At 57.0% G+C, this 26,848-nt stretch carries 30 protein-coding genes and 1 tRNA gene; 19 read left to right on the forward strand and 12 right to left on the reverse strand.

Annotated elements, in window-relative coordinates; translation table 11 throughout:
• The first annotated feature begins 41 nt into the window (after positions 1-41).
• From recQ to hpaC, 6 genes are all read left to right on the forward strand, one after another.
• The gene (gene recQ / locus G403_RS0110355) at positions 42-2,177 is read left to right on the forward strand and encodes a DNA helicase RecQ (RefSeq protein WP_027853932.1); all 2,136 of its coding nucleotides are present in this window, start codon (positions 42-44) and stop codon (positions 2,175-2,177) included.
• The gene (locus G403_RS0110360) at positions 2,174-2,602 is read left to right on the forward strand and encodes a YqaA family protein (protein WP_027853933.1); all 429 of its coding nucleotides are present in this window, start codon (positions 2,174-2,176) and stop codon (positions 2,600-2,602) included. The genes recQ and G403_RS0110360 overlap by 4 nt, the downstream gene beginning before the upstream one ends.
• Positions 2,603-2,610: 8 nt before the next feature.
• Entirely contained in the window at positions 2,611-3,417 is an 807-nt protein-coding gene (locus tag G403_RS0110365; protein WP_027853934.1) for a hypothetical protein, read from the forward strand.
• A gap of 141 nt (positions 3,418-3,558) precedes the next feature.
• A complete protein-coding gene (locus G403_RS22935) occupies positions 3,559-5,826 on the forward strand; it encodes a methyl-accepting chemotaxis protein (protein ID WP_051298860.1) in 2,268 nt (755 codons plus the stop codon).
• A gap of 79 nt (positions 5,827-5,905) precedes the next feature.
• Positions 5,906-6,868, forward strand: coding sequence for a tRNA 2-thiocytidine(32) synthetase TtcA (gene ttcA, locus G403_RS0110375; RefSeq protein WP_027853935.1), 963 nt, complete (start codon positions 5,906-5,908; stop codon positions 6,866-6,868).
• A gap of 58 nt (positions 6,869-6,926) precedes the next feature.
• Positions 6,927-7,424 (forward strand): 4-hydroxyphenylacetate 3-monooxygenase, reductase component, encoded by a 498-nt coding sequence (hpaC, locus tag G403_RS0110380; RefSeq protein ID WP_027853936.1) that lies wholly within the window; start codon positions 6,927-6,929, stop codon positions 7,422-7,424.
• 26 nt (positions 7,425-7,450) lie between these two features.
• Here the strand turns inward: hpaC and cydX are convergent, their stop codons facing one another.
• The 3 genes from cydX to G403_RS0110395 are packed head-to-tail and all read right to left on the reverse strand — an operon-like array spanning position 7,451 to position 10,293.
• Positions 7,451-7,549 (reverse strand): cytochrome bd-I oxidase subunit CydX, encoded by a 99-nt coding sequence (cydX, locus tag G403_RS24940; RefSeq protein ID WP_027853937.1) that lies wholly within the window; start codon positions 7,547-7,549, stop codon positions 7,451-7,453.
• A 13-nt stretch (positions 7,550-7,562) separates the two neighbouring features.
• Positions 7,563-8,705, reverse strand: coding sequence for a cytochrome d ubiquinol oxidase subunit II (gene cydB / locus G403_RS0110390; RefSeq protein WP_027853938.1), 1,143 nt, complete (start codon positions 8,703-8,705; stop codon positions 7,563-7,565).
• A gap of 13 nt (positions 8,706-8,718) precedes the next feature.
• Positions 8,719-10,293, reverse strand: coding sequence for a cytochrome ubiquinol oxidase subunit I (locus G403_RS0110395; protein WP_027853939.1), 1,575 nt, complete (start codon positions 10,291-10,293; stop codon positions 8,719-8,721).
• 236 nt (positions 10,294-10,529) lie between these two features.
• On the opposite strand from G403_RS0110395, the gene G403_RS0110400 reads away from it, so the two are divergent.
• The 5 genes from G403_RS0110400 (at position 10,530) to G403_RS0110420 (ending at position 14,625) form a co-directional block, all read left to right on the forward strand.
• A complete protein-coding gene (locus G403_RS0110400; RefSeq protein ID WP_027853940.1) occupies positions 10,530-11,882 on the forward strand; it encodes a sigma-54 interaction domain-containing protein in 1,353 nt (450 codons plus the stop codon).
• Positions 11,879-12,670: a hypothetical protein gene (locus tag G403_RS0110405; RefSeq protein WP_027853941.1), complete on the forward strand. Its 792-nt coding sequence runs from the start codon at positions 11,879-11,881 to the stop codon at positions 12,668-12,670. Before G403_RS0110400 ends, G403_RS0110405 begins: the two co-directional genes overlap by 4 nt.
• Before the next feature lie 80 nt (positions 12,671-12,750).
• The gene (locus G403_RS0110410) at positions 12,751-13,521 is read left to right on the forward strand and encodes a hypothetical protein (RefSeq protein ID WP_027853942.1); all 771 of its coding nucleotides are present in this window, start codon (positions 12,751-12,753) and stop codon (positions 13,519-13,521) included.
• A complete protein-coding gene (locus G403_RS22940) occupies positions 13,521-14,123 on the forward strand; it encodes an elongation factor P hydroxylase (RefSeq protein WP_051298862.1) in 603 nt (200 codons plus the stop codon). Before G403_RS0110410 ends, G403_RS22940 begins: the two co-directional genes overlap by 1 nt.
• Positions 14,068-14,625: a hypothetical protein gene (locus tag G403_RS0110420; RefSeq protein ID WP_027853943.1), complete on the forward strand. Its 558-nt coding sequence runs from the start codon at positions 14,068-14,070 to the stop codon at positions 14,623-14,625. Before G403_RS22940 ends, G403_RS0110420 begins: the two co-directional genes overlap by 56 nt.
• Before the next feature lie 7 nt (positions 14,626-14,632).
• Here the strand turns inward: G403_RS0110420 and G403_RS0110425 are convergent, their stop codons facing one another.
• From G403_RS0110425 to G403_RS0110435, 3 genes are read right to left on the reverse strand one after another with little or no spacing between them, the layout of a single operon-like run.
• Positions 14,633-15,085, reverse strand: a complete 453-nt coding sequence (locus G403_RS0110425; protein ID WP_027853944.1) for a copper chaperone PCu(A)C — start codon at positions 15,083-15,085, stop codon at positions 14,633-14,635.
• Between the two features lie 11 nt (positions 15,086-15,096).
• Positions 15,097-15,690, reverse strand: a complete 594-nt coding sequence (locus G403_RS0110430; protein ID WP_036233326.1) for an SCO family protein — start codon at positions 15,688-15,690, stop codon at positions 15,097-15,099.
• A gap of 2 nt (positions 15,691-15,692) precedes the next feature.
• Positions 15,693-16,157 (reverse strand): hypothetical protein, encoded by a 465-nt coding sequence (locus G403_RS0110435; RefSeq protein ID WP_027853946.1) that lies wholly within the window; start codon positions 16,155-16,157, stop codon positions 15,693-15,695.
• A 213-nt stretch (positions 16,158-16,370) separates the two neighbouring features.
• Here G403_RS0110435 and G403_RS24490 point away from each other — a divergent pair, with 213 nt between their 5' ends.
• Positions 16,371-17,267 carry a GGDEF domain-containing protein gene (locus G403_RS24490; protein WP_027853947.1) on the forward strand — a complete coding sequence of 299 codons (897 nt, stop codon included), beginning with the start codon at positions 16,371-16,373 and terminating at the stop codon, positions 17,265-17,267.
• Here G403_RS24490 and G403_RS0110445 read toward each other — a convergent pair.
• A complete protein-coding gene (locus G403_RS0110445; protein ID WP_027853948.1) occupies positions 17,264-17,503 on the reverse strand; it encodes a hypothetical protein in 240 nt (79 codons plus the stop codon). The two genes, G403_RS24490 and G403_RS0110445, sit on opposite strands and share 4 nt — an antisense overlap.
• An 88-nt stretch (positions 17,504-17,591) precedes the next feature.
• On the opposite strand from G403_RS0110445, the gene pdxB reads away from it, so the two are divergent.
• The 3 genes from pdxB to G403_RS0110460 all read left to right on the forward strand — a co-directional run bounded on the left by pdxB (position 17,592) and on the right by G403_RS0110460 (position 20,108).
• Entirely contained in the window at positions 17,592-18,752 is a 1,161-nt protein-coding gene (gene pdxB / locus G403_RS0110450; RefSeq protein ID WP_027853949.1) for a 4-phosphoerythronate dehydrogenase PdxB, read from the forward strand.
• The gene (locus G403_RS0110455) at positions 18,749-19,477 is read left to right on the forward strand and encodes a flagellar brake protein (protein WP_027853950.1); all 729 of its coding nucleotides are present in this window, start codon (positions 18,749-18,751) and stop codon (positions 19,475-19,477) included. The genes pdxB and G403_RS0110455 overlap by 4 nt, the downstream gene beginning before the upstream one ends.
• 250 nt (positions 19,478-19,727) lie before the next feature.
• Positions 19,728-20,108 (forward strand): DUF6812 domain-containing protein, encoded by a 381-nt coding sequence (locus G403_RS0110460; protein ID WP_156899678.1) that lies wholly within the window; start codon positions 19,728-19,730, stop codon positions 20,106-20,108.
• Positions 20,109-20,184: 76 nt separating this feature from the next.
• On the opposite strand, the gene htpX is transcribed toward G403_RS0110460, so the two are convergent.
• Complete coding sequence (gene htpX / locus G403_RS0110465; RefSeq protein ID WP_027853952.1) at positions 20,185-21,075, reverse strand: protease HtpX; 891 nt, start codon at positions 21,073-21,075, stop codon at positions 20,185-20,187.
• A gap of 236 nt (positions 21,076-21,311) precedes the next feature.
• Between htpX and G403_RS0110470 the strand changes: the two genes are divergently transcribed.
• Together G403_RS0110470 and G403_RS0110475 are read left to right on the forward strand one after the other, a co-directional pair.
• Complete coding sequence (locus G403_RS0110470; protein WP_027853953.1) at positions 21,312-22,226, forward strand: class I SAM-dependent methyltransferase; 915 nt, start codon at positions 21,312-21,314, stop codon at positions 22,224-22,226.
• Positions 22,217-22,705, forward strand: coding sequence for a 3'-5' exonuclease family protein (locus tag G403_RS0110475; RefSeq protein ID WP_027853954.1), 489 nt, complete (start codon positions 22,217-22,219; stop codon positions 22,703-22,705). Before G403_RS0110470 ends, G403_RS0110475 begins: the two co-directional genes overlap by 10 nt.
• A 23-nt stretch (positions 22,706-22,728) precedes the next feature.
• On the opposite strand, the gene G403_RS0110480 is transcribed toward G403_RS0110475, so the two are convergent.
• Together G403_RS0110480 and G403_RS0110485 are read right to left on the reverse strand one after the other, a co-directional pair.
• Positions 22,729-23,130: a hypothetical protein gene (locus G403_RS0110480; RefSeq protein WP_245578266.1), complete on the reverse strand. Its 402-nt coding sequence runs from the start codon at positions 23,128-23,130 to the stop codon at positions 22,729-22,731.
• A gap of 115 nt (positions 23,131-23,245) precedes the next feature.
• On the reverse strand, positions 23,246-24,460 hold the full coding sequence (locus tag G403_RS0110485) for a pyridoxal phosphate-dependent aminotransferase (RefSeq protein WP_027853956.1): 1,215 nt from the start codon (positions 24,458-24,460) through the stop codon (positions 23,246-23,248).
• A 165-nt stretch (positions 24,461-24,625) separates the two neighbouring features.
• On the opposite strand from G403_RS0110485, the gene G403_RS0110490 reads away from it, so the two are divergent.
• Entirely contained in the window at positions 24,626-25,303 is a 678-nt protein-coding gene (locus G403_RS0110490) for a DNA-3-methyladenine glycosylase I (protein ID WP_027853957.1), read from the forward strand.
• Between the two features lie 52 nt (positions 25,304-25,355).
• Here the strand turns inward: G403_RS0110490 and G403_RS0110495 are convergent, their stop codons facing one another.
• Both G403_RS0110495 and syd read right to left on the reverse strand, forming a co-directional pair.
• Positions 25,356-25,724 (reverse strand): 2Fe-2S iron-sulfur cluster-binding protein, encoded by a 369-nt coding sequence (locus tag G403_RS0110495; protein ID WP_027853958.1) that lies wholly within the window; start codon positions 25,722-25,724, stop codon positions 25,356-25,358.
• Positions 25,725-25,897: 173 nt separating this feature from the next.
• A complete protein-coding gene (syd, locus tag G403_RS22950) occupies positions 25,898-26,479 on the reverse strand; it encodes a SecY-interacting protein (RefSeq protein WP_084404005.1) in 582 nt (193 codons plus the stop codon).
• A 287-nt stretch (positions 26,480-26,766) separates the two neighbouring features.
• Here syd and G403_RS0110505 point away from each other — a divergent pair.
• A tRNA-Asp gene (locus G403_RS0110505) sits at positions 26,767-26,843 on the forward strand.
• Positions 26,844-26,848: the final 5 nt, after the last annotated feature.

Consider the following 26,848-nt stretch of genomic DNA (forward strand, 5'->3'; position numbering starts at 1 on the left):
CAAGGATGACTTGCCCGCCACCTTCACGGATAATGCGCGCCATGATTGAGCGCGCACAGCAGATACTGGCCGAGGTTTTTGGCTACGAGAGTTTCCGCCCCTCCCAAACGCCGGTGGTTGAGGCGTTGCTGGATGGACACGACAGCCTGGTAATTATGCCCACCGGTGGCGGCAAGTCGCTCTGCTATCAGCTGCCGTCGTTGGTGCGCGCCGGGACTGGTGTGGTGATATCCCCGCTTATCGCCCTGATGCAGGATCAGGTCAACGCGCTCTCCCAGCTCGGGATTCGGGCGGGCTGTCTGAACTCGTCGATCCCGTTAGATCAGCTGCAGGCCACGGAAGCCGCGCTGGTCAACGGGGAACTGGACCTGGTGTATATCGCCCCTGAACGCTTGCTTCAGCCTCGCTCCTTGGCCCTGTTTCAACGCGCGCAGCTGGCGCTGTTTGCCATCGATGAGGCGCATTGCGTCTCCCAGTGGGGCCATGATTTCCGCCCCGAGTATATGCAGCTGAATTGCCTGCGTAGCCGCTTTCCCGGTGTGCCGCGTATTGCGCTAACCGCCACGGCCGATGCGCGAACGCGTCAGGAGATCATTGAACGGCTGGAGTTGACCGATGCGCGGGCCTTTGTGCAAGGGTTTGACCGTCCCAATATCCGGTACCGTATTGGACAGAAAGACCGGGCAAGGGAGCAGCTGTTACGGTTTATCAGGGAGGAGCATGCCCAGGATGTGGGAATCGTTTACTGCCTTTCCCGCAAGCGCGTTGAGGACACAGCGGCCTGGCTCAGCGATCGCGGATTCAACGCTTTGCCCTACCATGCCGGGCTTTCCGCTGAGCTGCGCCAGCACCACCTGCACCGGTTTCTGACCGAAGAGCCGATCATCATGGTGGCAACAATCGCCTTCGGGATGGGGATCGATAAGCCTAATGTGCGCTTTGTCGCGCATCTGGACCTGCCCAAGTCGATCGAGGCCTATTATCAGGAAACGGGACGGGCAGGGCGTGACGGTCTGCCCGCCGATGCCTGGATGGTCTACGGCCTGCAGGATGTTATCTTTCTGCGCCAGATGCTCGAGGGGTCACAGGCTGATGAGGTTCACAAACAGGTTGAGCGGCAGAAGCTGGAAGCGATGCTGGGCCTGTGCGAAATCACCAGCTGTCGACGACAGGCGCTGCTGGCTTATTTTGGTGAGCCGGATCATCAGCCCTGCGGCAACTGTGATACCTGTCTGGAGCCGGTGCCGGTTTGGGACGGGACTGAAGGGGCGCGCAAGGCGCTGTCGGCGGTGTTTCGCAGCGGGCAATCCTACGGTGTTAATTACGTGATCGATATCCTGCGCGGCGAGAGCTCCGAAAAGAGTCGCCAACGCGGGCACGAACAGTTATCCACCTGGGGAATCGGCAAGGATCTCGATCGCAATCAGTGGCGCTCAGTGTTCCGCCAGCTTGTGGCTCGGGGCTATCTGACGGTGGATGCTGCCCATGGTGCGTTGCAGCTGGCAGAACGTTGTCGGGCCCTGCTCAGGGGGGATGAGGCCCTGGAGTTACGCCGGGATCTGCGAACGCGCAGCACCGAGAACCGCGCCAGCACACGTAATCGAGTGCCGCAAAACCAGCTTGATGCCGAAGACCATCAGCTCTGGAATGCGCTTAAAGCGTTGCGCAAGCGCCTTGCTGACGAGCAGGATGTGCCGCCTTACGTGATTTTCCATGACGCGACGTTGATGGAGATGGTGGTCTACCGGCCCCTGTCTGCAATGCAGCTCAGGCGTTTGAATGGTGTTGGTGAGCGTAAGCTGGCGCAGTATGGCGAGCCTTTCCTTGCGCTTATCGCTGAGCATCAGGCGGCACCGGAGCAGGATGGCGACACCCAGGCCGAGCAGACACTGATGCTTTATCGCGCTGGTATGGCCGTTGAGCAGGTGGCGCGGCAACAGAAACTGTCGGTTAACGTGATCTACACCCATCTGGCACAGGCGATCCGTAAAGGGGATCTCTCCGTGGATGAGGCGGTGGAGCTACCGGTCCAGGAGCGTCAGCAGATCGAGCAGACGATTCTGGATCATCGCGTCCGGCATGGAGGTTCACTCAAAGCGGTGCATGAGGCGCTGGCCGGTGCGTACGAGTATGGTGTTATCCGCTGTATCGCCCAGGGGCTGGATGCAAACGGATGAGCGCCTGGCTTGATGAATGGCCGCTGCTGGGTCTGTTTTTCAGTGCCTTCATCTCCTCCACGTTGCTTCCCGGTGGTTCCGAAGCCCTGCTGCTGTGGCAGCTCAAACGGGGTCAGGATCCGTACCTTTTACTGAGTGTGGCAACGGTCGGTAATGTGGCCGGCAGTCTGTTGACCTATGGCATGGGTCGCTGGTTGCGCTGGCGCTGGCCGCTTCGCATACTGTCCGAAAAGCACAGAACCGCTCAGAGCCGTTTAGAACGCTATGGGCCCTGGGCGTTGTTATTGGCATGGTTGCCGGTCATTGGCGACCCTCTGTGCCTGGCGGCGGGATGGCTGCGTTTTTCCGCCTGGTTTAGTCTGGTGTTGATCACGGTGGGCAAAGCGGGTCGTTATCTGGTTGTTTCCGGGCTTGTGCTGCTCTGAGAGTCGCTATGAAACGTGGGTCGCTGTTTGGTTGGTTGAGGGTGAGCTTGCTGCTGGTGCTGCTTGCGATACTGGCACTCTATGCACTGCTTTCCAGCCCACGTAACGTTGACTGGGACACGGCGGTTCGGGTTCGGATCTTGCCGATCAATGCCGATCAGTTGCCGCAAACCGGTGCTTATCTGGCCGCGCTACAGGTTTCCGACTTCCACGACATCGAAGCCTTTTTTATTCGTGAAGGGCATAAATACCGGCTGGCGCTCTCGCCACCGGTTGAGGTGGCGCTGGCCCCGGCGATCGATACGCCGCCGCCCGAGGTGCCCGATGAACCGAGCATTCTGCAAAGTCTCTGGTGGGCTGTGAAGATGCGTTTCTGGGTCTGGCAGCATGATAGCTGGTCCAGCGAAGAAGCGGATGTGCGAATCTTTATGAGCTTCTATGCGCCGGGTAATCCACTGGGTCTGCAGCATTCCCTGGGCCTGCAAAAGGGGATGATCGGGCTGGTTAATGGCTACGCCAGTGCGTCTCATCAGAGCTTTAATAATTTCGTGGCGGTTCATGAGCTGCTTCATACATTGGGCGCCAGTGACAAGTACGATATGCGGACCGGTAAGCCCTTGTGGCCCGATGGGTTCGCTGATCCCGTCAAATCACCGCTGTTTCCCCAGCAGCGGGCGGAAGTCATGGGCGGCCGGGTGCAGGTAACGCCGGGTTGGTCTCTATTGCCCCCGAGCCTCGATCATGCGGTGATCGGTTCGGCAACGGCCATCGAAATCGGCTGGCTCAGTGCCCGGCGCGCACCGGCAGACCCCTAGTGCACGCCGCGCACAGGCGTGGAAATTAATTCAGGAATGTTTTATATAGAGGGCTCTAATATTGTGTGGGCTTTCGGCGTGATCAAGTCACTCTGGCTGTTCGGAGCGCCTGCCTGTTCAACGGGTCACAGAGGGATCTAAATGTTCAATCGTCTGCGAATTCGCACCCGTATCATTATCGGTTTCTGTTCCTTGCTGGTCTTGGTGTGCGCTGCAGTACTGCCAGCCGTAATGTACGACATCACCCGGATTATCCATGCCGCGGAAGAGCGCGAGTTACAGGGTCACTTCAGCAAGATCATTGATCGTATCGATGCGGAAAAACGGTTGGCACTGTCTCTGGCTACGATGGTGGCAGAGATGCCGAGCGTTCAGGCTCAGCTGATGACAGAGGACCGGCAGGCCGCGGAAAGGGAGCTATCGAGCGCTTTTACCCGGTTGAGCGACGAGTTTGGGTTACGTCAGCTGCAGTTTCATCGGCCCCCGGCCACGTCTTGGTTGCGAGTCCATAAGCCGGAGAAGTTCGGTGATGACCTGTCCGGTTTTCGGCAGACAGTGGTCGATACTAACGCGAGTCGCCGGGCAATTGGTGGTATCGAAGTGGGCGTCGCGGGGCTCGGCATACGCGGTGTTGTGCCCGTTTCAATCGAGGGGCAGCACTGGGGGTCGCTGGAGTTCGGGTTTTCGCTCGGGGAAGCGTTTTTCGAGCAGGTTAAAGCGGAAACCGGGTTGGAGTTGGCACTGGCACTGAAATCCCCCCAGGGGCCCAAAGTGTTCGCATCGACGCTCAGTGGCATCTATTCATTGGACCCGGACCAGTTCAACCAGCTTTTGCAGGGCGGTGTCTATGAGTATAAGACGCAGTTATCCGGCACCCCCATGGCTGCCTATACCCGCGCGATCGAGGATTTTTCCGGTGATGCGCTGGGTGTGTTGACCATTATGATGGATCGCAGCGCCTACGAGGCGGCGTACGACGCTGCACTGTATGAAATGTTGATAATCGGTTTTATCTTCCTTGCCCTGGGGCTGCTCCTGTCGTTATTGATAGGTCGCAGTATTTCACGTCCGTTGGCGCGCATGAGCGCAGCGATGAACAACATCTCCACCGGTGATGGTGACCTGACCCAGCGCCTTGAGGTGAGTGGTCGCAACGAGCTGGCCGATATCGCCAACGAATTTAATGCGTTTACCCGCAAGATCGAAGCTCTGGTTCAACAGTTAATGGTCACCGCGGCTTCGGTGTCGTCCGCGGGGTCGGAGCTGTTCGAGGTTACAGAGAGCACGTTGAAACTGGCTCGGCGTCAGCAGCGGGAAACCACGGAGGTGGCCGCCGCCATGAACGAGATGACAGCCAGTGCCCAGGAGGTTGCCAGCAGTGCGGCATCTACAGCGGATGTCACACAAAACGCGGATGAGCAAACGCAGCGCGGCCGCTCCGTTGTCGATCAGTCGATCGAGTCGATCAATCGCCTGGCGGAGGACGTGACCTCCACCGGCGATGTGGTCAGGGAGGTGGAAGCCCGTACCGCGGAAATTAACTCCATACTGGATGTTATCCGAGGCATTGCCGAACAAACCAATCTGCTTGCGCTGAATGCGGCGATTGAGGCGGCGCGTGCCGGCGAACAGGGGCGGGGGTTTGCTGTTGTCGCCGACGAGGTTCGCTCACTGGCGTCGCGAACCCAGAACTCGACCACCGAAATCAATGAGATGATTGACGCGCTTCAGGCCGGTATGCGGCGCACGGTATCGGTGATTGAAGATAGTACACGGCAGTCTGAGATCACAGTGACACGCGCCGCGGAAGCAGGCGATGCGCTGGTAAGCATCGCTCAGGCGATGGATCAGATTCGCGACATGACCGCACAAATAGCCTCCGCTGCGGAGGAGCAGACCCAGGTCAGTGAGACGATTAACCTGTCGCTGACCAATATCGGTAGCGGTGCCGAACAGACTGCCAGCGGCGCGAGTAATATCATGCGCTCAACCGCGTATATTGGCAGTGAGCTTTCCAAACTAATGGGTATGATGCGTAAATTCCGCGTGACCCGGGATAACCGGATCGAGCTTGAAGTTGCCCGTGCCGCCCATCAGGCCTGGAAAATGCGGCTGCGAGCCTTCCTCGACGGAGAGGCGGATATCCCGCGGGAGCAAGCGGTATCCGGCCATCAATGCGATTTTGGTCAGTGGTACTACGGGGCTGGCCAGCGGCACTTCGGACAAGGGCATCCGGAGTTTAGCGAAATCGAGGGGCCTCACCTGCGGCTTCATGAGCTGATCGGCCAGATTCTGGAAGCAAAAAAAGCCGGGCGGCATCAGGAAGCGGAAGCCATGTATGAAGAAGTGTGCAAACTGTCGGATCGGATCGTGGCCGGCATTAACGATCTTATGACATCGGTGAAATGACAGGGGGGCGGGTATAACCCGATCACCATGATCGGTTATAATTTCGCCCCTTTACCGATTCATCAAATACGGCACAAGCATGCAAGGCGAGACCCATAATCCATCCCTGTCCCAACCGGACGCTCTCGACATCGAAGCGGAACGCAAGCGCAAGACGCGACAGAATAAGCTGCAAAAGCGTCTGCGCCGGGAGGTGGGGCAGGCGATAGAAGCGTTTAACATGATCGAGGAGGGTGACAAGGTCATGGTATGTCTTTCCGGCGGGAAAGACTCCTATGCCATGCTTGATATCCTGCTCAACCTGCAGAAAAGCGCACCGGTGAGCTTTGAGCTGGTCGCGGTCAATCTGGACCAGAAACAGCCGGGCTTTCCCGAGCATATCCTGCCCGCGTACCTGGAGAGTATCGGCGTCCCGTTTCATATTGTCGAGCGCGATACCTACTCCATCGTCAAAGAGGTGGTTCCCGAGGGCAAAACCACCTGTGGGCTCTGTTCGCGACTGCGCCGGGGTACGCTATACGGCTTCGCGGACGAAATCGGTGCCAACAAAATCGCATTGGGTCACCATCGGGACGATATTTTAGAAACCTTCTTCCTGAATATGTTCTATGGCGGCAAGCTGAAATCGATGCCGCCCAAACTGGTGTCGGACGATGGCAAGAACATGGTGATCCGACCGCTGGCCTATGCCCGGGAAAAGGATATTGCCGAGTATGCGGAGCTGAAACAGTTTCCCATTATTCCCTGTAATCTCTGTGGCTCTCAGGAGAACCTGCAGCGCCAGGTGATCAAGGAGATGCTTAACGGTTGGGATAAAACCCATCCGGGACGGATAGAAACCATGTTTCGTTCGTTGTGCAATGTGGTCCCGTCCCATCTGGCCGATACTGAGTTGTTCGACTTCAAAGGTCTGCAGCTGGGGTTCCCCCATGGTATCGCCGACCCCCAGTCAACGTCCGCCTGGAAGCCCGAACCTGAAGAGGGTAGTGGCGAGGGCGGTAAAGTGCAGACGATGGAAAAAATCGATCTGCTCTCGCTTTAATCGATTCAAAACTCCACCCGCGCCGGTCACGGGCCGGTCCAACACAAGGTCGTATTTCATGCCGAATGAACAGCAACAGCTTTATCGCAACGCCATGGCTCAGTTGGCCGGGGCGGTCAACGTGGTGACCAGCCGGGGAGAAGGTGGCACCTGCGGATTAACGGCTACGGCTGTCTGCTCGGTGTCCGATTCACCGGCGACTGTGCTGGTCTGCATCAACCGGGACAGTGCGGTCAATGCGGTGATCCGAGGCAATGGCCGTCTCTGCGTCAATGTCTGCAGCGCTGATCAGCAGGAGATCTCCTGCCATTTTGCCGGGATGACCGAGCTGACCATGGAGCAGCGTTTTGAACTTGATGCCTGGGATCAGGGGGTGCTTGAACAGCCGCTTTTAAGAGGTGCCCTTGCCAACCTGGAGGGTCGGATTACCGATATCGCCGAGGTGGGTAGTCATTCGGTGTTCTATGTTGAAGTTGACAACATTCGGGTTAATGACGGTCAGGATGCGCTGCTTTATTTCAATCGCGCATTTCGCACCCTGTCCGCCAACGGGTAAGTTCTCGGCTCTCATCGACGAGGCGCTCAGGCCTCGTCGATATCCTCCGCTTCCAGCCACATGGCATTGATAATGCCGAAAGCGCAGGCCAGCAATACACCTAGAATCCAAGCAAAGTACCACATACTCAATGACCTCCTAATAGGTTGAGTGATCGTTGGCGCGGATATACTCCACCGAGATGCGACTCCAGAGTGACCGATAGCACCAGAGTGTATAGCCGAGAATAATTGGCACAAACACGATGGCCGCTATGGTCATCACGTTGAGTGTCAGTTGGCTGGATGACGCATCCCAGAGCGTCAGGCTGGAGTTCGGTGCCAGGCTGGATGGCATCACAAATGGGAATAGTGATACGCCCGCCGTCAGGATGATACCGGCCATCGCCAGCGCGCTGGTCAAAAAGGCCCATCCTGCCTTCCCTTTGCCCGCCAGCAGGAAGGTTCCGATCAACCCGATAAAACCGAGTACCGGAGCGAGCAGGGTGGCTGGGTAGGCGCTGTAGTTTGCCAGCCAGGCACCTTCGGCACGAACGACCTCTTTGGCGAGCGGATTGGGCATCGCATCGTGGGCCGGCGCCGAAACGATCTGGTAGCCATCAATACCCAGGCTCAGCCAGATTCCGGCCAGCGCAAAACCGGCCAGCGTGACCAGTGCGCAGAGCTGCGCCAGCTTTTTAGCGCGCTCGGCAACCGCGCCCTCACTGCGCAGCATGACCCAGACACCGCCATGCATAGCGAGCATCGCCAGACTGACGATGCCGGTCAGCAGCCCAAAGGGATTCAGCAGCCCAAAGAGATTGCCCTCGTAACTTGGACGCAGGAACTCATCATGCTGGAAGGGTACGCCCAGCAGCAGGTTACCAAAGGCAACCCCAAACACCAGAGCGGGCACGGCCCCGCCGATGAAGAGTCCCCAGTCCCAGGTGCTACGCCAGCGCGGGTCGGCGATCTTGGAACGGTAGTCGAAGCCCACCGGGCGGAAGAACAGGGCGAACAGAACCAGCAGCATCGCCCAGTAAAAGCCGGAGAATGCGGCGGCGTAGACGGCCGGCCAGGCCGCAAAAATGGCACCACCGGCGGTAATGAACCATACCTGATTGCCTTCCCAGTGGGCTCCCACGGTATTGATAACGACGCGGCGTTCGGCATCGGTTTTGCCCAGCAGCGGGAGCAGTACGCAGGCCCCCATATCGAAGCCATCGGTGACGGCAAAACCGATCAGAAGGACGCCGACGAGCACCCACCAGATCAGCTTGAGTGTTTCATAATCGAACAACATCGAACGTCTCCTCTCAGGCCTTGACCGTTTGACCGACTGATTCGGCCTCATGATGGTAGCGACCGGTATGCAGGCTGCTCGGGCCCTTGCGGGCAAACTTGATCATCAGGTACATCTCGATGATCGCCAATAGCGTGTAGAAACCGACGAAGGCGATGAGACTGCCGATCAGGTCCGCTTCCGTGAGGCTGGATGTGGCGATATGGGTCGGTAGAACCTCACCAATCGCCCAGGGCTGGCGACCGAACTCGGCGACGAACCAGCCCATCTCGGAAGCGATCCAGGGGACCGGCAGACTGTACAGTGCCATCCTCTGCAGCCAGGGCTTGTGGAAGGCGGTGCGCCGTGCGGTAAACAGGAATGAGAGCCCGAACACCAGCAGCATCCAGAACCCACAGGCGACCATGATGCGGAAAGTCCAGAACATGGGGCCCACGGCAGGTATGGTGTCGCGCGCCGCTGCTTGAATCTGCTCCTCGGTTGCATCCACCACTTCCGGTGTGTATTTCTTCAGCAGCAGGCCGTAACCCAAGTCATTTTTGACCGCATCGAACTGTGCTTTCAGTTCATCGGTTTCCTCGCCCTGGCGCAGGCGTTGTAACAGGCCATATGCATCCATCCCGTTACGTATGCGGCCTTCATGCTCAGAGATCAGGTCCTTGATGCCGGTAACCTCCTCGGTAATGGAGCGAGTGGCAATCAGGCCCAGTACATAGGGAACCCGAATGGCATAGTCGGTTTGCATGTTCTCGCTATCCGGTATGCCTACCAGCGTGAATGCAGCCGGTGCCTCATGGGTATCCCACTCGGCTTCAATGGCTGCGAGTTTGGTTTTCTGGACGTCGCCAATCTCATAACCGGATTCGTCGCCGAGAAGAATGACGGAAAGGACCGAAGCGAGGCCAAAAGCGGACGCGATCGCAAAGGAGCGACGCGCAAAGGCCAGATCCCGCCCCTTGAGCATATACCAGGCGCTGATGCTGAGCACGAACATGGCGGCGGTGCAGTAGCCGGCAGACACGGTATGGACAAACTTCACCTGGGCCACGGGATTGAAGTAGACGTCGGCAAAACTGGTCATCTCCATGCGCATGGTTTCATAACTGAACTCGCCGCCAACCGGGTTTTGCATCCAGCCGTTGGCAACCAGAATCCACATGGCGGAGAGGTTGGAGCCGATCGCCACCAGCCAGGTCACCATCAGGTGTTTTACCTTGGACAGGCGATCCCAGCCGAAAAAGAACAGACCCACAAACGTGGACTCCAGGAAAAATGCCATCAACCCCTCGATGGCTAAAGGTGCGCCGAATACGTCACCGACATAATGGGAGTAATACGCCCAGTTGGTGCCAAACTCGAACTCCATGGTCAGGCCGGTCGTAACGCCCAGGGCGAAGTTAATACCAAAGAGCTTGCCCCAGAACTGGGTCATGTCCTTGTAGATCTGTTTGCCGGTCATGACATAGACCGATTCCATGATCGCGAGCATAAAGGTCAGGCCCAGCGTCAGCGGAACAAACAGGAAGTGGTACAGCGCGGTGATAGCAAACTGTAGCCGGGAAAGATCAACGACGGATTCGGTGATCATCGACATCTCCTGAAGGATTGGAAGTAAAACGGTTGTATCAGCATACACAGCATCTAATATGCCAATTAGAGGCAGAAAACAGTGTTGCAACGACATGTCGTCTCTACGTCTCATGACACGGCGTTTTCTGCATGCTGAGGTACGTTTATAGACCAGTCGTGCCCCGCGAGAACAGTGACATAGTGTCGCATTTGGCAGATAATGGCTGTCATAAATGACAGTTTTTTTGGATTTCTATGCACGACGAGTTGCAGCGCATAACGACTGAAATGGGTGAGATTCTAGAAGGAATCTCTGAACCGGCCACGCTGATCGGGCCGGATTACCGCATATTGGCGACCAACGCGTCCTATCGCCAAGTCTACGGTGATGATCAGCCGATCACCCGGCGGCATTGTTACGAGGTTTCCCACGGTTATCAGGTTCCCTGTGATCAAGCCGGTGAGTCCTGCCCCCTGAAGCGTTGCAATGAAAGCGGGCAGCGTCAACGTCTGCTCCATCTTCACAATACGCCGGAGGGGGAAGAACATGTGGATGTGGAGATGCAACCGGTACACAACAGCCAGGGCGACATCGTCTGCTTCCTGGAAATTATGCACCGGGTTCGCGAGGCGCGAGCCACAGCCGGGGCGGGCGAGGGGATGGTGGGACGTTCGCCCGCGTTCAACCAGATGCTGGAGCTGGTCCATCGCGCCGCGCCCAGCGAAATCAGTGTCTTGTTACTGGGGGAGTCCGGTACCGGCAAAGAGTTGGTGGCCAAGGCACTCCATGATAGCAGTCTGCGTTGTCGCAAGCCGTTTGTTACGGTCGAGTGCTCGGGTTTGAGTGAGGCGCTGTTTGAAAGCGAGCTGTTTGGCCATGAGCGCGGTGCTTTCACGGGGGCTGTGAATCGCAAGCGCGGTCTGGTCGACGTGGCCCGCGGTGGCACGCTGTTTCTGGACGAGATCGGTGAGATTCCGCTTCAACAGCAGGTCAAATTATTGCGCTTGATCGAAACCGGCGTTTTTCGCGCGGTGGGGAGTGTCGAGCCCCAGCATTCCGATGTTCGGCTGGTCTGTGCAACCCACCGCAACTTGAAAAAAATGGTGGATGAAGGGCGTTTCCGGCAGGACCTTTACTACCGTATCTCTCCTTTTCCGATCCCCTTACCATCGCTAAAGGAGCGGATTGAAGATCTGCCGTTGTTGGTCGACGCGTTGTTACAGCGGCTACCCGGCGGCGAGGATCTAACCGTTAGCCGGCGCGCGATTCGTGTCATGGCTCGATACAGTTTCCCCGGAAATATTCGGGAGCTGCGTAATATTCTTGAACGTGCGGTTCTGCTCAGCGATAACGGCGTTATCGACGTTGATCAGTTACCGGAACAGGTGGTCGGGGCCCGGCCCGAGATGAGTGCGGAGGGGGGTGTTGCCGCCGATCCTCAGATGATTCTTTCACTCGAGCAGGTTGAAGCACGCTATCTGCGCCAAGTGGTGGCCAGGTTCCGGGGTGATAACCGTGATCTCGCTGCTCAACTGGGCGTTAGTGAGCGAACGCTTTACCGAAAACTGAGCCAGCTCAAAGAGCGTGAGCCGCAAGGAGGGATATGAGCCGCAGGCGTATTTATGCAGTCCTGTTCGCGCTGCTGATCGGCCAGCAGGCGGCGGATGCCCGGGCTGATCTGCCGTTGATCGATGGTAATCTGCAAGTGACGCCCTGGGTGCCAGCAGCCCCTTTCGAGGCTTCGGCAGATATTCTGCTTCGCCTGCCGGGACAGGTCGATGGCGACGGCCCGGTGCCATTAAATGTTCGCGTTCTTCAGGACAGTGTTGAAGCGATTACGTTGATGACGGATACGTTGGATCCTGAACAGCTGGCAAAATTCGAGCTGGCTCCAAGCGTTATTCCAGAGCTTTGGACCCGCTTTCTACCGGATCAGATCGATGGCGTCTTGGTGCTTGTGCATCGTGATCAGCGTATCTACGCTGCTCGACGTACGTTCAGCAGGGTACCCGTCGAGTCATTCGCTCTGCCTGAAGAGTCTGATGGGTTGGAGCAGACCGAGTCAGAACCACCGGACTTTGCTTTCCTTGCACGCCGCGAAGGTGACCGGGTTCGCGTGAGCTTACGTGCGCTTCCCCCGTTGCTCGATGTCTTGGCGATGGGGCGGGGCATGCCTGAAAATTCCGCTCAGAGTGCGCAGCTGGAGATCGAATTTGACGGTGAGGCCCTGGTGAAGGCGGAGTTGGGCCCCCTGTTTGCGCAGCGACCTTATCTGGCCTTCCAGTTTCGTGCGAAGGAGTTTGGACAGCCGGTCATCTTGCGCTGGCAGCTGGGGGACAACCGTACACGCGTGTTGGAGACGCCGGTTATCGCTGAGCCTTCGGACGATAACTGAACTGCCTTAAACCCGGATCATTCCCCGCTCCCTTTCTGGTAAACTGGCCCTTTCTCCAGCGATGTGGAATAGAGGTAGGCGTGGTCTTGGAACAGCGATTGTTGATGGCGGTTGCCGCGGCGCTTTTTTTGGTGGGCTGTAATGCGGCCAATGTTCAGCCCGATGCTTCATCAGCGGCGGCTGATTCAGAACCGCAGCAGGCCGAGACGCGGAGTATACCCGGCGAAAACCCGGAGCCTGGCGATGCCGGTGGTCAGCAACAACCGCAAGCGCCACAGTCTCAGCCGCAAGCGACCGGGGTGGGAGCACTCAGCAACCAGATCGACCAGCTGAATGGACGGTTGACGCTCGTGCAGGAGCAGCTGATCCAGCTCAAGGGAGTCAGTCAGCAACAGGTCGAGATGGGGCAGATGTTGCTGACCCGCCTTCAGCATCTGTCCGAGCGCAATGCGGCCGCCAATGTCCCATCCGAGGGTGGCGGGAATGCCGACCCTCAGGCGCAGGCGGATCAATTGGATATGGCGCTGGATCAGTTGATGCAGTTGCTTAACGAAATGGGGACGGCTGGGCTGGCGCAAGCGCCCGCCGATGCCTACGCGTTAGCGACAACCTACACGGCTCAAGGCAGCTGGATTCTGGTTCGGTACCGGACCGATACCGGTGAAACATGGCTGGCTGACGGTGGGCAGTGGGTCCGGTTGGAGGAGGAGGCAACGCCTTCACCATCCAGCTATGTCATCCAGTTGCATCGGGCTGATCAAGACTTGAAAGGCTATGTGGCGGTCCGGATGGACCGTCAGAGCGGGCGCAGCTGGTGGCTCAGTGGTCGGAGCTGGAAGGTCTATGAATAATGCGTGATCCGGAAGTCACAGATCTGATAGCGATCTTCAATAGTCTGTTTTTGGGGCCCTATAATACGGAGCTGGTTGAAGGTGATGATGAGCCGATCTATCGACCGGCCGATGATGAGCACCGGCACCATCGAATCATCTTCGCACACGGCTTTTTTGCCAGTGCGTTACATGAAATTGCGCACTGGTGCGTTGCGGGTCCTGAAAGGCGCACCCTGGTGGATTTCGGATACTGGTATAAGCCTGATGGCCGCACGGAACAGGAGCAGGCCGAGTTTGAGCGCGTTGAAGTACAACCCCAGGCTTATGAGTGGATACTGACTCGCTCTGCAGGACGTCGATTTAACTTCAGCGCTGACAATCTGTCCGCCGGTCTGGGGGCCAGCGATCAGTTCAAACGCAATGTACACCGTCGAGTTGATCAGCTGCTTGAGGAAGGGCTGCCGCCTCGGGTTGATCAGTTATCGTTGGCTCTGAGGCGGTTTTACGATCAGCCCGCCCTGGATAAAAAGCAGTTTGATCTGTCGACCTACGTGGAGTCCGTCTATGCGAAACCTGACGATCAAAGCTTCGAGCTGGAAACCGCAGGCGCTGCCCGGTGATCTGAATCAGGATCAGCATCCTGTCGTTGGCAGCGGGTTGTTGAGTCACGATATCTGCCGATCAGACGCGTTTCTTTATCACCGGCTCGCCGTTGATGTGTCGGGAGAGGTCCATTGGTACCTCTATGCACTCGCACTGACCGGTGAGCCCTCGCTGTTTGTATTGGGTGTATTCGATACGCCGGGACAGGTGGACTTTTTTCTTGCCTTGCACAGCGATAATCCGCTCAAAGTGCCGGCGCTGCGCCAGCTTGAAGCCGGGGCGGGCTGGTTGCGGGTTGATGAAGAGGGCGTGCTGACCTATCCCCACTATGCCGGTATTTATCAGGTGGGTCTCAAGTCTTATCTGGTAGAACCGTTGGCAGAGCATCCCGGTTGGGTTTCGGCGCGGTATGCCGATCGAGATCATGTCGAGTATCTGGGTGAGGGTACGGAGAAAGAGATGTGCCTCAGTGTTTACAGCCACTTCGACGCGCGTCTTCGTGGCTGTAAAATGTGCTGAGTGCCTGTTATTGGGCGTGTTTCTGCTGCATCTTCATGCCCGCCATAACGGAACGTATCGGCAGGGTGAGCTCGGCACTGTCACCGTCGGAAAATTGCAGTTTCAGATCGATCTCTTCACCCTCGCTTAAGCCTTGCTGCAAACCGATCAGCATAATGTGAAGACCGCCGGGTTGCAGCGTAACCTGTGTGTTGGCGGGGAGCTCGATAGCATCGATACGGCGCATCCGCATCACGCCATTTTCCTGAGTATGTGTGTGTAGCTCGACCACCTGTGCCGCGCTGGATTCCGCGCCGACCAGTTGGATGGCGTTACCACGATTTTCAATTTCCAGAAATATGGCACTGTTCGGCTGGCCCGGAGGGACGGCACGTGCGTACGGCTCCTTAATGGTGACGTCGGCGGCTAATACAGCAGTACTGGAAAGCAGGGCGGCGAGCAGGAGGGGAAGTTGTTTCATCAGTTTCTCCGTCAGGGTAACAGGTTATTCAGTTGCCGAATCAGTTCGGCGGGCGTGCTGTTATGCATCAAGGTGCCTGCCAGGTGGCCTTCGGGCCCGATCAGGTAGAGTCTGGATGAGTGGTCTACCGCATAGCCCATGGCCGAGTCATCCAGCTCCACCATCCGATAGAAAGCCCCGTATTGGCGCACGACCTTGTCGATCTCCTCGCGGCTGCCGGTCACGCCCACAATTTGATCGGAGAAAAAATGCGCATAGCGAGCCAGGTGTTCGGGCGTGTCGCGGTCCGGGTCGACACTGATAAAGATGCCTTGGACGTGTTTACGTTTCTCTTCGGGTAAGCTGCGTAACGCCTGGCTGAGAATGGCCAAAGCTGTGGGGCATACATCAGGGCAGGACGCGTACCCGATGTACAGGACAACGACCTGGCCTCTGAAGTCAGATAGAGAAACCGGGCCTTGTGCCGATGTCAGTGTAAAGTCACCGCCGAGTGAACCCATGGGCGTGTTCCCGGGGGCGGGGCGCAGCAGGAAGGCAGCAATCATCCCTGCGAACAGAAAAGCGGTCAGAATCAGCAGTACTTTAAGTGTCTTCAGGTGTGGCATTCTCACTTCGCCTCGAAATCAAACCATCCCGCATAGTGAACGCCATCCAGCAGGATGGTCAGGTGAGCTCGCCAAATCATTGAGCCCGTGGTGCAAACAGCCAGCTCAGTCGTGCCACGCCAGTTTTCGCTGTTGGCATCCGGAGTCAGCGCTGTCTGATTGATCCCCATGTACATATCCCGTCCTTCCAGTGAAAGCAGCACCTCGTCCGGCTTTGTACCCTGTATGCTGAGGCTGGCGTGCAGTGTTTTCAGTGACTGCAGCGGGGCGGGCCCAAGACTGAAATGTCCGTTGAAGGCCTCCGATCGAAGCTCACAGCGCCCCTTTGTAATATCACAGGGTGGTACCTGTAGCTGAGTCGCTTTCGGCTGTTGCTGGAGCTGCCAGTATGGAACACCCCACAGTAGGCCGGCTCCAGCCAGGGACAGTGCCCCGATCGCCAATAATGATCTACCCAAACTGTTCATACATTGCCTTAGTGTAGTGATTCGCACCGGATTGCGAGAAGGGACAAAATGTCGCACCGTGCGCATTATGCTACTCGCCGACCCCATGTAAAATGGCTTAAGCTGGCTGTGTGTTGATGATAATCGGTTGTCGGTAGGTAACGGGCCGTGGCTGTGCTAGTTTGTGCGATCAATCGACGGGCTACCGAAAACAGGGTGTAAAGAGAGTGGAACATGGAAACAGGTTGTGAAATGGAGCTTCAGCTCCCTCCCGCGCTGATCAACATGGGAGCGAGTGAGCTCACTGATGTTATACCGTTGCTAAAGCCTGCGGTGGCACTGCTCGACGAGGGTGGTGCTCAGGTACTGGCTTGCAGTGACAGCTATCGGTTGGCGAGTCAGCAATACCCTGAGCTGGCGAAACAACAGAATGCTTGGGTACGGAGTTTGGCGTCGTTATCCCCTGAGACCCGACGTGAGCCCTGCTTCCAGTCATTGAAGCGGGAGCAGCTCCCCGGCGATCAGGCGTGTCTCCCCGTTGCGCTTTATTCAATCAAGGACGCAGGCGGCTCCGGCGTTTTGGTTCATCTTCAGTGTGTACCTTCGGTTGATCAGGTGCCCCGGTTTGATACCGATCCGCTAACGGGCCTGCCCTCCGCGGCGTTGGTCAGGGCGCGACTGGAGCACTCGGTCCATCAGTCAGCACGTCAGCAATCATTTGTGGCGATTCTCTATCTCGAGCTGGACGGGTTTCGTGAGTATCAGGAGCGTCAGGGTGAGCTGGCGGCAAATCGCGCAATCAAGGCGATCGCTGATACCCTCAGACCACGCCTGCGTCAGGGGGATACGTTAGCCCGGACCGGTGATGATGGCTTCCTGTTGGTACTGGAGCAGGTGGAAGATCATTCGGCGGTTCACCGGGTGTGCGATAAACTGGTTGCGGCGATGGCGGAGCTGTCATCCAGTGTCGCCGGATTGAAGTCGGTGTCAGCCAGTATTGGTGTTGCGATTTCACCGGATGATGGGGAAGCGGCAGACAGTCTTATTAACCGCGCAAGGGCCGCCATGGATGATGCCAAGCGACAGGGTGGCAACTGCGTGCGCTACTATTCAGTACTGCCAACGGTCTAGAATCCAAGCTCAAGCTGTTCCTCGCCCCAGGTCACGGGGCGAAAGCCTCGGGATCTATGTTCCCGGTTAATCTTCAGCATCATGGCGCGGGCAGCCATGCGTGACTCAACCAGTGTGCGTCGCTGGTGGCATCGTGTGCCGTCGCCCCAGCACTGCTCCACAACCCAGTCTCCGACCAGGTCGCGATAAATGCGGACGATTCGGTAATCATTGTTTTTTTGCCAGCGAACGATCAAGCGGTTTTCCGTGTAACATCAGGGAGGCTGTATAATGGCGCGGAATTGAGCCTGAAACCCATCAGTTTGTAAACCCCGCGGAGGTTCGGTGTCTGAGCGACCCAAAATAGTAGTCGATGAGAATATGCCTGCCGTTGAGCGGCTCTGGGGTGACAGCGCTGAAATCGATCGATGGCCCGGGCGTTCACTGCGCCGCGAACATCTGGAGGGCGCGGACGCTCTGCTGGTGCGCTCGGTCACCCGCGTGGATCGTGACTTGCTGGACAATACATCGGTGCGTTTTGTCGGCACGGCCACCATTGGGACCGATCACCTTGATATCGAGTGGTTGGAACAGCAGGGCGTCCAGTGGGCCAGCGCGCCCGGGTGTAATGCTGATGCCGTAGTGGACTATGTCCTCAGCGCACTCTGGCAGTTAGCGCGGGAAGATGGCTGGGACCCGTTGGCTCAAACCGTGGGCGTCGTGGGTGCCGGTAATGTGGGGGGGCGTTTAGTCGCACGCCTGAAAGCCTTGGGTATGGAGACGCGAGTCTGTGATCCGCCAAGGGCGCAGCGGGAGAATGATGACAGCTTTGTTGATATAGACAGGTTGCTGTCAGAGGTCGATGTGGTCTGTTTGCATACGCCCCTGACTGTTGAGGGTGCCTGGCCGACCCGGCATTTACTTGATGCGCGCCGGCTTGCGCGCCTGAAACCCGGGGCTGTGGTGATCAATGCGGGACGCGGCCCGGTTATCGATAATGGCGCTTTGTTGGATATCGCCCGGCAGCGGCCAGATCTCTCTTTGGTGATGGATGTGTGGGAGCATGAACCCGCGGTTGATCCAGCGTTAGCACAGCATTGTCGAATCGCTACGCCGCATATTGCCGGCTATAGTCTGGACGGAAAGATTCGCGGTAGCTGGATGCTCTACCAGGCGTATTGTCGCTGGCTCGGCGTCGACGCTTGCCGGTCGCTGGCGTCCGTTTTGCCCCCGCCCGCTGTGGCCGGCCTTGAGCTGGCTGCCGGGTTTGATCCGGCCGATGCCATGCGCTTGGTCTATGATCCTTTTCGTGATGACCGGCAGCTGCGTAAAACGCTGAATCGAACCGACCCGGAGCAGCGCGCGGCGTTTGATCTTCTGCGCCGTCACTATCCAGTGCGGCGAGAGTTTTCCAGCCTGCTTCTTCAAGGTAGATTTGACCCGGGCATGATGGCTCAGTTGAGCGGCTTGGGATTCCGTGTTTCGGGTACAGAGGCGCCGGAATGAATCAGTTGCAAAAACGTCTCGCCGGAGATGTTAAGAAAGGCCTCGCGGAGCTGGCTCCCCGTGTCGGTGAGAGAGTCCGGCTCGAGGCGCGCTCATCCCGGGGTCGGTTTAATGTGCAGCTGATCGGATATCGACAATCGGGCTCGGTGGTCGTAACCGCGCCGCGTCAGTCGGGAAGTGCCGTTGTGCTGAGTGAGGGAGCGGTGTTGACCGCCCGGATGATGGCGGGGAACTGGGTCTGCTCATTTGATACGCGATTGATAAAAGTCCAGGCACAGCCGTATCCACACTGGCATCTGGCTTTCCCCGAGCAGGTTGATGCGCGTCGGTTGCGGACACATACACGGGTTCCGGTTAATCTCGCGGTGAGTGTAGATCTGGATGACTCCGAGATGGGTATGATGGGGGCACCGGTCAGTGCCTGGTGCTCGGATATCCACATAGAAGGGGCTTGTATCGAAGCGCCGAAATTGCTCGCGAAAATTGGCCAGAAGATTTTCGTCACCGCGCGTGTTTCCGTGGCCGGGATCGATCATGTCGTGCTCGCTCCGGCGGTGGTACGCAAACTCCATGAATTAGAGTCCGGGGCGTTTAACGTCATCGCCCACGGGGTCGAGTTTGTCGAGCTTGAAGAGGATACGCGGCTGATACTGGCAGGGTTTGTCTATCAGCAGCACCTTGTGGAAACCGGTTTGATGCCTGAGGGTGGCGACCCCGCGCTCTAAATCTGTCTGGGTTTTATCGGTTGGCTAACCCCGGGGGGCCATAAACGGTGTTTTCGTTTGGAATGTGTAACAGAAATGCATATAAGCACGGCTGTTTTTTAGTCATCTTGTTGATCTAACACGAGCAGTCCGGGAAATTCTCTGTTATCTTGTTTTAATTCGAACCGTCTCGAGAGCTGCACAAGGCAGTGCGATCAGAAAAGAATGTGTCGTTCTGCAGTGGGCCGGCTGGAAAGCTGAGGTAATCGTTTTGGACGCGCTTAAAAGGGAAAAGTCAGAGATTAAAGTCTACGTGCGTATGTTCGATGGTACGCGCTTGCTGGGGAATGTCTTCCTGGCGAATAATGAGCGATTGCAGGATATCATGAACGATGAGCGCGGTTTTATACCTGTTCATGTGGATGACCAGAGCACGCGCTCTCTGGTGATGCTGTCAAAGCGCTATATTCAGCAGGTTGAGGAAGTGGCACCGGGAAGCCCTGAGGTGGGTGATCTGTATCGGCCCTATGGCCGTGGTCGTGCCGATCAGGACAGGTCGGAGACTTCAGGGCAGTCTTCCGCATCTTCAAGTGGCCTTAAGCTCGAGATTGATGACAACCCGTTCAGTGTCCAGAAAGATAAAGACAAGTAATGGGTCTTTTAAAAAAGCGTACCGAGAAGAACTCAAGAAGGGGGCCGTCTGGCCCCCTTCTTCGTTGTTGCACGTTTCAGCGATGACGCTGTTTCAATGCGGCAATCCGATCATCCAGTGGCGGATGGCTGGCAAACAGCTCCATCAGGCCCTGCTTTAATTGCCCGTTGATGCCAAACGCGTTCAACTGGCTTGGGAGTTCATCGGGTATGTTGTACTCCGCCTTTAAACGCTGTAAAGCGCCAATCATGGCATTGGTGTTGGCCAGCGTAGCGCCGGCTTCATCAGCCCGATACTCGCGGCGGCGGCCAAACCATGCAACGATCATGGAGGCGAGAATGCCAAAAATGATCTCGAAGACGAACGTGGTGATATAGAAGCCCAGACCAACACCCTGGCCTTCGTTGTCCTTGCGCAGAAAAGAGTCGACGGCGTAGCCGACAATGCGCGCGAAAAACATGACAAAGGTGTTAACGACGCCTTGAATCAGCGTGAGGGTGACCATGTCGCCATTCGCGACGTGCCCGATTTCATGGGCGAGCACCGCCCGCACCTCCTCGGGGCGGAAGCGTTGCAGCAGTCCAGAGCTCACAGCCACCAGTGCATTGTTCCGATTCCAGCCCGTGGCAAAGGCGTTGGCCTGATGAGCTGGAAAAACCCCCACGTCTGGCATGCCGATACCCGCCTTTTCAGCGAGCTCCTGGACGGTTTCCACCAGCCAGCGTTCATCGGCGCTACGTGGTGACTCGATGAGCTGGGCTCGGGTGCTCATTTTCGCAATTGTTTTAGAGGCGAAAAGAGAGATAAAGGAGCCGGCGAAGCCGAACACCGCACAGAAGATCAGCAGGGATCCGTAGTTGAGTCCGGTACCCGCCAGATAGGATTCGACGCCCAGCAGTTTCAGCGTAATGCTGGCGACAGCGAGGACCGCCAGGTTCGTTGCTAGAAAGAGCGCAATTCTCATCATGATCGGTTGCTTTTCCCGTAATGTAATCGATCCATAGAAACCAGACGCGCCCGAGAGGGGGCGCTGTGGCTGCCGAGGCGGATCATATGACCGTCGGCCCAGTTTAGATAGGGGCAAGTGGTTAAAGTTTCAATCCTTTTGCGCAAAACGCTATCTGAATACCTCGCATGATATGGGCCGGGATTCGGTGCGTGAGTCATGTATACTTGGCGGTTTTTTAACCGGGGGAAGGTAGAGTGCACGCAGTACTCGAGCGAATCGGTGCGGAATATCAGCTCGCCAACGCAGAGATGCGGCGCCTGTTTCATGGGCGCGGAGGATGTTTCGAAGGATTTGGCTGGCTGGTTGTCGATTTTCTGCCGCCGGTGGCCATTATTCGAGTTTATAACGACAAGGCGCCGGTCAGTCTGGAGCCTCTGGTGGATTACTTGATGGCGCTGGACGGCGTCACCGGTGTGGGCCTTCAGTATCGGGGACGGAGTCGGCACCCGGAGACGAGTGTTTTAGCGGGTGAGGTCGCTCCCGAGCTTGTCTGCAATGAGGCGGGGCTGTCTTATGCGATTCGGCCGCTGGCGAATCAAAATCCCGGTTTATTTCTGGATATGCGGTCAGGGCGGGCGTGGGTCAGAGCGCACAGCGCAGATAAGCGCGTGCTTAATCTGTTTTCCTACACCTGTGGATTTTCGGTCGCGGCCATGGCCGGCGGCGCGTCGTCGGTGGTTAATCTGGACATGAGTGCCGGTGCTTTGAAAACGGGTAGGCGCAACCATCGTTTAAACCTGTTGTCCGAAGACAAGGTGCGTTACCTGTCCCACGATTTAATGCGCTCCTGGGGCAAGCTGAAAAAACTCGGTCCTTATGATTTGGTGATCATTGATCCGCCGAGTTTTCAGCCCGGTAGCTTTGTGGCTCAAAAGGATTATCGCCGTGTTTTGCGGCGGCTTCCTGATTTGGTCGACGCGGGGGGATATGTGTTGGCCTGCCATAATGACCCGGAACAACGGGAGGAGTTCTTGCGCGGAATTATGGCGGAAGAAGCTCCGGGTTTTCAGTTCAAAGAGCGATTGGCGCAAGGAGAAGACTTCCCCGAACAGGATAGTGAGCAGGGGGTAAAGGTGCTGCTGTATAAACGGGAGGGTGCGTGGAACTGATCTGTATCGACCTTGAGGCCAGTGGGTTGGGACCCGATTCCTACCCGGTTGAGGTTGCGTGGAAGAGCGCCGAAAGCGGAGCCCAGGACAGTTTCTTGATCAACCCGGAGAGCGCAGAAGGCTGGGTGTTCTGGGATGAGTTTGCCGAAGAGATGCATGGTATCGAGTGGTCGACCTTAACGAAGTCTGGAATTGGTGTCCGAGCGGCTTGTGAACGGCTCAATACGGCGCTTTTCGGTAAGGATGTGGTGTGCGATGCGCTGGAGTTTGACGCATTCTGGCTACGGCGGCTGTTTCAGGCCGGATGTCAGCCGATGAACTTCACGCTCAAAGGGATCGAAAGCGTACTGTCACCGGAACAGCGTATCCAGTATCGCTTGGTCAGCCGGTCTCAATATCGGCGCCATCGTGCGTTGGATGATGTCGAAGATCAGCTGAATCTGATTACCTGGTTGCTCGAGGAGGAGGCGGGCGCCTGAGGTCGGCCCGCCCTTTCTGCGGTTTAGAGATTGGCGACCTGTTCTTCGATAATCCCGCGCAGTTCCTCGTAAGGCTCCACGTTCTCCGGGAAAAAGTAGAGCTTGTAGTACTGCCGCTCAACCAGCCGCCCTTTGTTGCCGTTGATCGTCTCTTTTCGTGAGGCGTAGAGAAAGTGCATCTGGAGATGGACGACCCGGGTATTGGTCGGCAGTTCGAACTCGTGCCCCTCCAGATCGTAGCGTATTTTGCGCTCCTTGATGGTGTAGAAAGACGCCTCGGCAACGTGGTTCAGGTTGAGCAGGAAGTTGGAGGTCACCGGGACCAGCCGTTGTTTCTCCAGCCCGTTATGCTCCATGTAGATCCCCAGGTTCTTTTTGATCTTGATAAACATTCTGTCCACGGCTATCCCACCTTCATTGACCATCTCCCGCCACCTGCGACGGGAGGAGTGAAACATTTAGGTTGCTGCAACTAAAGTTGTAGCATATGTCATCGCGATGACACAGGTATTTCAGGCTGGCCCTTGCTTTCGGCAGGAGCTACTGCTCGTACGTACGCAGAAATGCAGCGATGCGTTCGATGGCGTCACTCAACAGGTCGGCGCCGGGCAGGAAAACCAGACGGAAGTGCTGCGTATCAGGCAGGTTGAACCCGCTGCCCTGGACGATGAGCACTTTTTGCTGAACCAGCAGGTCCAGTGCCAGCTTCTCGTCGTTATGGATCGGGTAGCGGGCGGGATCCAGTTTCGGGAACAGGTACATGGCACCTTTCGGCTTTACGCAGGAGACCCCGGGTATGTCGTTGAGCATTTCCCAGGCCAGGGTCCGCTGCTCGTATAGACGGCCGCCAGGTACGATCAGTTCGTTGATGCTCTGGTAGCCGCCCAGAGCTGTCTGAATGGCGTGTTGCGAGGGTACGTTGGCACACAGACGCATGTTGGCCAGCATATCCAGCCCTTCGATATAGTCACGGGCAGTGTGCTTCGGGCCGCTGACGATTAGCCAGCCGGACCGGAAACCGGCGACCCGGTAGGTTTTGGACAGCCCATTGAAGGTCAGGCACAGAACATCATCAGCGAGTGAGGCGAGCGAGGTGTGCTCGCCCTCGTCATAAAGAATCTTGTCGTAGATCTCGTCAGCAAAGAGGATCAGCTTGTGCTCCCGGGCCAGCTCGATAATCTGCTCAAGCAGTTCCGGCGGGTAGAGCGCGCCCGTGGGGTTATTGGGGTTGATAACCACGATGCCCCGTGTGCGGTCAGTGATTTTGCTGCGGATATCTTCGATGTCCGGGAACCAGTCCGACTGTTCGTCACAGACATAGTGAACAGCGTTGCCGCCCGCCAGGCTAACGGCCGCTGTCCATAGAGGGTAATCAGGCGCCGGGATCAGAACCTCGTCGTTATCGTTCAGCAACCCCTGCATCGACATGACAATCAGCTCCGAGACCCCGTTGCCAATGTAGATGTCATCGATTGCGACGTTACGTATGTTTTTACGCTGGCACTCCTGCATCACTGCCTTGCGCGCCGAGAACAAGCCTTTGGAATCGCAATAGCCCTGTGCAGTCGGCAGGTTGTAGATCACATCCTGCAGTATCTCCTCGGGCGCCTCGAACCCCCAGGGGGCGGGATTGCCGATGTTGAGTTTGAGGATGCGGTGGCCTTCATCTTCGAGGCGTTTGGCTTCCTGCAAAACCGGTCCCCGAATGTCGTAGCAAACATTGATCAGCTTGTTCGATTTGCGGATAGCTGGCATCTTTTTGATCCTGAGTGCCAGGTGCAACAGGAGGGCTGTCGCCTGTGGAGCGACTCCCGGGCTGGCTGTGCCTGGTCGTGCGGTTGGAGAAAAGGGCATTATCATACGCCCGGTATCGGGGCAGTACAATTGCCCGAAGGGTGCGGTATAAGGTGAGGATAGGCGATGAAAACCTTTAAACAGTTGAGTGAGCAGGCGAGCGCAATGCACCCGGAGCTATCGATGGAAAGCATACTGGGCAATCCACCACTCGAGCTTGAGGCATTGGCCAGGGTGGGCGATGACCGGCTGTTGTCCGATATGACCCGGCGAATTTTCCGAGCGGGGCTCAAGCATGCCCTGGTGGACGCCAAGTGGCCGGCCTTTGAAGAGGCGTTTTTCGGCTTTGACCCTAACAAGGTTCAGCTTTTAAGTGACGACCAGATCGAAGGCATGATGCAAAATGACAAGCTTATCCGCCATCTTGGCAAGCTGAAAGCGGCCCGGGTCAATGCTCTGATGGTCACGGAGTTGGGCGCGCCTTACGGGGGCTTTGGTCGGTTCCTGGCGCAGTGGCCGGGGAACGATATTGTCGGTCTTTGGACCCTGTTGAAAAAGCAGGGTGCGCAGTTGGGTGGGAACTCCGCGCCTTATTTTTTGCGGATGGTGGGCAAGGATACCTTTATGCTGACCGATGATGTGGTGACGGCGCTGAAAGCACAGGGTGTAGTGGATAAAAAGCCGACCGCGCAGCGCGATCTGAAACAGGTCCAGGAGGCGTTTAATCACTGGCAGCAGGAGGGTGGATGCGCCTTATGTCAGATTAGCCGGGTGTTGGCGTTCTCGATTGGTCCCAAAGACTAAAAAACCCCACGGCGCTGGCCGCAGGGTTGCTCAGAATGGGAGCAGTGGAGAATCAGGCGCCGCCCGGCTCTCCGGTGAACTCGACCAGCAGATCCTCGTCAGTGACAATCGTCTGGCAGGCGAGCCGGAAGGAAGGCGGAAGGTCTTTGACTTCCGCGCGTTCCAGTTCCGCTTTCGGCAATTTCCCTATCGATTTCAGAACGCTCTTCTCTTTGTCGGTTAGCATCATCCCTTTGATGCGTTCACCGTCGAGATGAACCACTTTAACCAGGCAGGAGCCACACTCGCCGTCCTCGCATTCGAACGGGATCTTAATTCCGTTCTCCTTTGCAACGCCGAGAAGTGTGGAGCGTTTGCCTGCTACTGCTTCAACTTTCTTGTTCCGAGCCATCAGAGGCGACGAAAAATAGATGGTAGCCATAGTAGCCTATCCCTCTTGTCAGTTATGTGCGGTTAAAGCGGGCCGACTGTTGCAAGGATTGAGCCCTGGTTCTGGAGACCGAACGACGGGGGATAAGGGAATGCTGTTGTTGCTTGCAGCCAACTGACGGGAGGGGATCTGACGTTTTTTGAAGGAAAGCCGACAACCGTGCGTCAGCCTTCCACGTCGGGGATGGGACGTGAGTGAAGTTTGTCGAGGAACTCGGTCATGGACTCTGCCAGCAACCGGATCGGTTTGCGGCCGGGCTTCTCAAGCCAGATGCGACCGTCGGTGTTATCCAGAGTCATGAACTCCTCGCCCTCGGTACAGGCGAAGAAGAAAGAGGGCGGCAGCTTGAGTTTTTGTCGGGCCATAACGTGGCCGATGAGATTGGCCCTGAGTCTCTCCATATCTTCAGGATTCCAGCACAACAGTAACGTTAACTCCCCTTCGGAGTGAGTGGCGGGGATCGGGTCACTCCAGTAGCTGCAGTACCAGTCCGTGATATCCGGATGAATCTCCAGGCTCAATGCATCGCCCAGACGCGTAAACATATCACTGGGAGGGTGCTGGGAAACCGGGGTCCACCGGATGAGCTCGCCTTCTACGGGGCGGTTCTGGGGTGCATTGATCACGCAGGGCGATGGCCACTCCTGTTGGTAGGGCTGCATTGGCAGTCTTCCCCGCTCCTTATGGGTAAGATCAAGTGCTTCCTGGATCAGTCGATCCAGGTGGTTTTTTACATTGTGCGTCATGGATTGGGATATCGTTGGCCTGGAGAGCGAAAGGAGCAGAGCGTACCAGCTTTATCGTGCCCGGTCAGGTGACAACTGGTGAAACGATACTCAGTTTTTGCCGGGATTCCCGGGGAATCAGGCGAATACTCTGCGTTTAAAAAATATTTCCGATAACCGTTTGACAACACAGGAAAAGCCATTAAAATTCGCACTCCGTTCTGAGGCGAGTCTTCAAAGCGGAATGGTCGGGAAAGGTAGCTTGTCAGCGCTAAGGCGTTAAAAGTTAATCGTTCCAGGCACAGTGTGGAGTGGTAGTTCAGTTGGTTAGAATACCTGCCTGTCACGCAGGGGGTCGCGGGTTCGAGTCCCGTCCATTCCGCCACTTCT

This window comes from Marinobacterium litorale DSM 23545 (genome assembly GCF_000428985.1).
GTDB classification, from domain to species: Bacteria; Pseudomonadota; Gammaproteobacteria; order Pseudomonadales; family Balneatricaceae; genus Marinobacterium_D; species Marinobacterium_D litorale.

What these genes read in the sequence shown, in the direction of transcription:
- G403_RS22940 (WP_051298862.1), top strand. Translation starts at nt 13,521, where the DNA reads ATGCGTGATCCGGAAGTCACAGATCTGATAGCGATCTTCAATAGTCTG.
- G403_RS0110395 (WP_027853939.1), bottom strand. Translation starts at nt 10,293, where the DNA reads ATGATCACCGAATCCGTCGTTGATCTTTCCCGGCTACAGTTTGCTATC.
- ttcA (WP_027853935.1), top strand. Translation starts at nt 5,906, where the DNA reads ATGCAAGGCGAGACCCATAATCCATCCCTGTCCCAACCGGACGCTCTC.
- G403_RS0110400 (WP_027853940.1), top strand. Translation starts at nt 10,530, where the DNA reads ATGCACGACGAGTTGCAGCGCATAACGACTGAAATGGGTGAGATTCTA.
- G403_RS24490 (WP_027853947.1), top strand. Translation starts at nt 16,371, where the DNA reads ATGGAAACAGGTTGTGAAATGGAGCTTCAGCTCCCTCCCGCGCTGATC.
- G403_RS0110435 (WP_027853946.1), bottom strand. Translation starts at nt 16,157, where the DNA reads ATGAACAGTTTGGGTAGATCATTATTGGCGATCGGGGCACTGTCCCTG.
- recQ (WP_027853932.1), top strand. Translation starts at nt 42, where the DNA reads ATGATTGAGCGCGCACAGCAGATACTGGCCGAGGTTTTTGGCTACGAG.
- cydX (WP_027853937.1), bottom strand. Translation starts at nt 7,549, where the DNA reads ATGTGGTACTTTGCTTGGATTCTAGGTGTATTGCTGGCCTGCGCTTTC.
- G403_RS0110405 (WP_027853941.1), top strand. Translation starts at nt 11,879, where the DNA reads ATGAGCCGCAGGCGTATTTATGCAGTCCTGTTCGCGCTGCTGATCGGC.
- G403_RS0110425 (WP_027853944.1), bottom strand. Translation starts at nt 15,085, where the DNA reads ATGAAACAACTTCCCCTCCTGCTCGCCGCCCTGCTTTCCAGTACTGCT.
- G403_RS0110485 (WP_027853956.1), bottom strand. Translation starts at nt 24,460, where the DNA reads ATGCCAGCTATCCGCAAATCGAACAAGCTGATCAATGTTTGCTACGAC.
- syd (WP_084404005.1), bottom strand. Translation starts at nt 26,479, where the DNA reads ATGACGCACAATGTAAAAAACCACCTGGATCGACTGATCCAGGAAGCA.
- hpaC (WP_027853936.1), top strand. Translation starts at nt 6,927, where the DNA reads ATGCCGAATGAACAGCAACAGCTTTATCGCAACGCCATGGCTCAGTTG.
- G403_RS0110455 (WP_027853950.1), top strand. Translation starts at nt 18,749, where the DNA reads ATGAATCAGTTGCAAAAACGTCTCGCCGGAGATGTTAAGAAAGGCCTC.
- G403_RS0110480 (WP_245578266.1), bottom strand. Translation starts at nt 23,130, where the DNA reads ATGGTCAATGAAGGTGGGATAGCCGTGGACAGAATGTTTATCAAGATC.
- G403_RS0110430 (WP_036233326.1), bottom strand. Translation starts at nt 15,690, where the DNA reads ATGCCACACCTGAAGACACTTAAAGTACTGCTGATTCTGACCGCTTTT.
- G403_RS0110365 (WP_027853934.1), top strand. Translation starts at nt 2,611, where the DNA reads ATGAAACGTGGGTCGCTGTTTGGTTGGTTGAGGGTGAGCTTGCTGCTG.
- htpX (WP_027853952.1), bottom strand. Translation starts at nt 21,075, where the DNA reads ATGATGAGAATTGCGCTCTTTCTAGCAACGAACCTGGCGGTCCTCGCT.
- G403_RS0110420 (WP_027853943.1), top strand. Translation starts at nt 14,068, where the DNA reads ATGCGAAACCTGACGATCAAAGCTTCGAGCTGGAAACCGCAGGCGCTG.
- G403_RS0110360 (WP_027853933.1), top strand. Translation starts at nt 2,174, where the DNA reads ATGAGCGCCTGGCTTGATGAATGGCCGCTGCTGGGTCTGTTTTTCAGT.
- G403_RS0110495 (WP_027853958.1), bottom strand. Translation starts at nt 25,724, where the DNA reads ATGGCTACCATCTATTTTTCGTCGCCTCTGATGGCTCGGAACAAGAAA.
- G403_RS22935 (WP_051298860.1), top strand. Translation starts at nt 3,559, where the DNA reads ATGTTCAATCGTCTGCGAATTCGCACCCGTATCATTATCGGTTTCTGT.
- cydB (WP_027853938.1), bottom strand. Translation starts at nt 8,705, where the DNA reads ATGTTGTTCGATTATGAAACACTCAAGCTGATCTGGTGGGTGCTCGTC.
- G403_RS0110490 (WP_027853957.1), top strand. Translation starts at nt 24,626, where the DNA reads ATGAAAACCTTTAAACAGTTGAGTGAGCAGGCGAGCGCAATGCACCCG.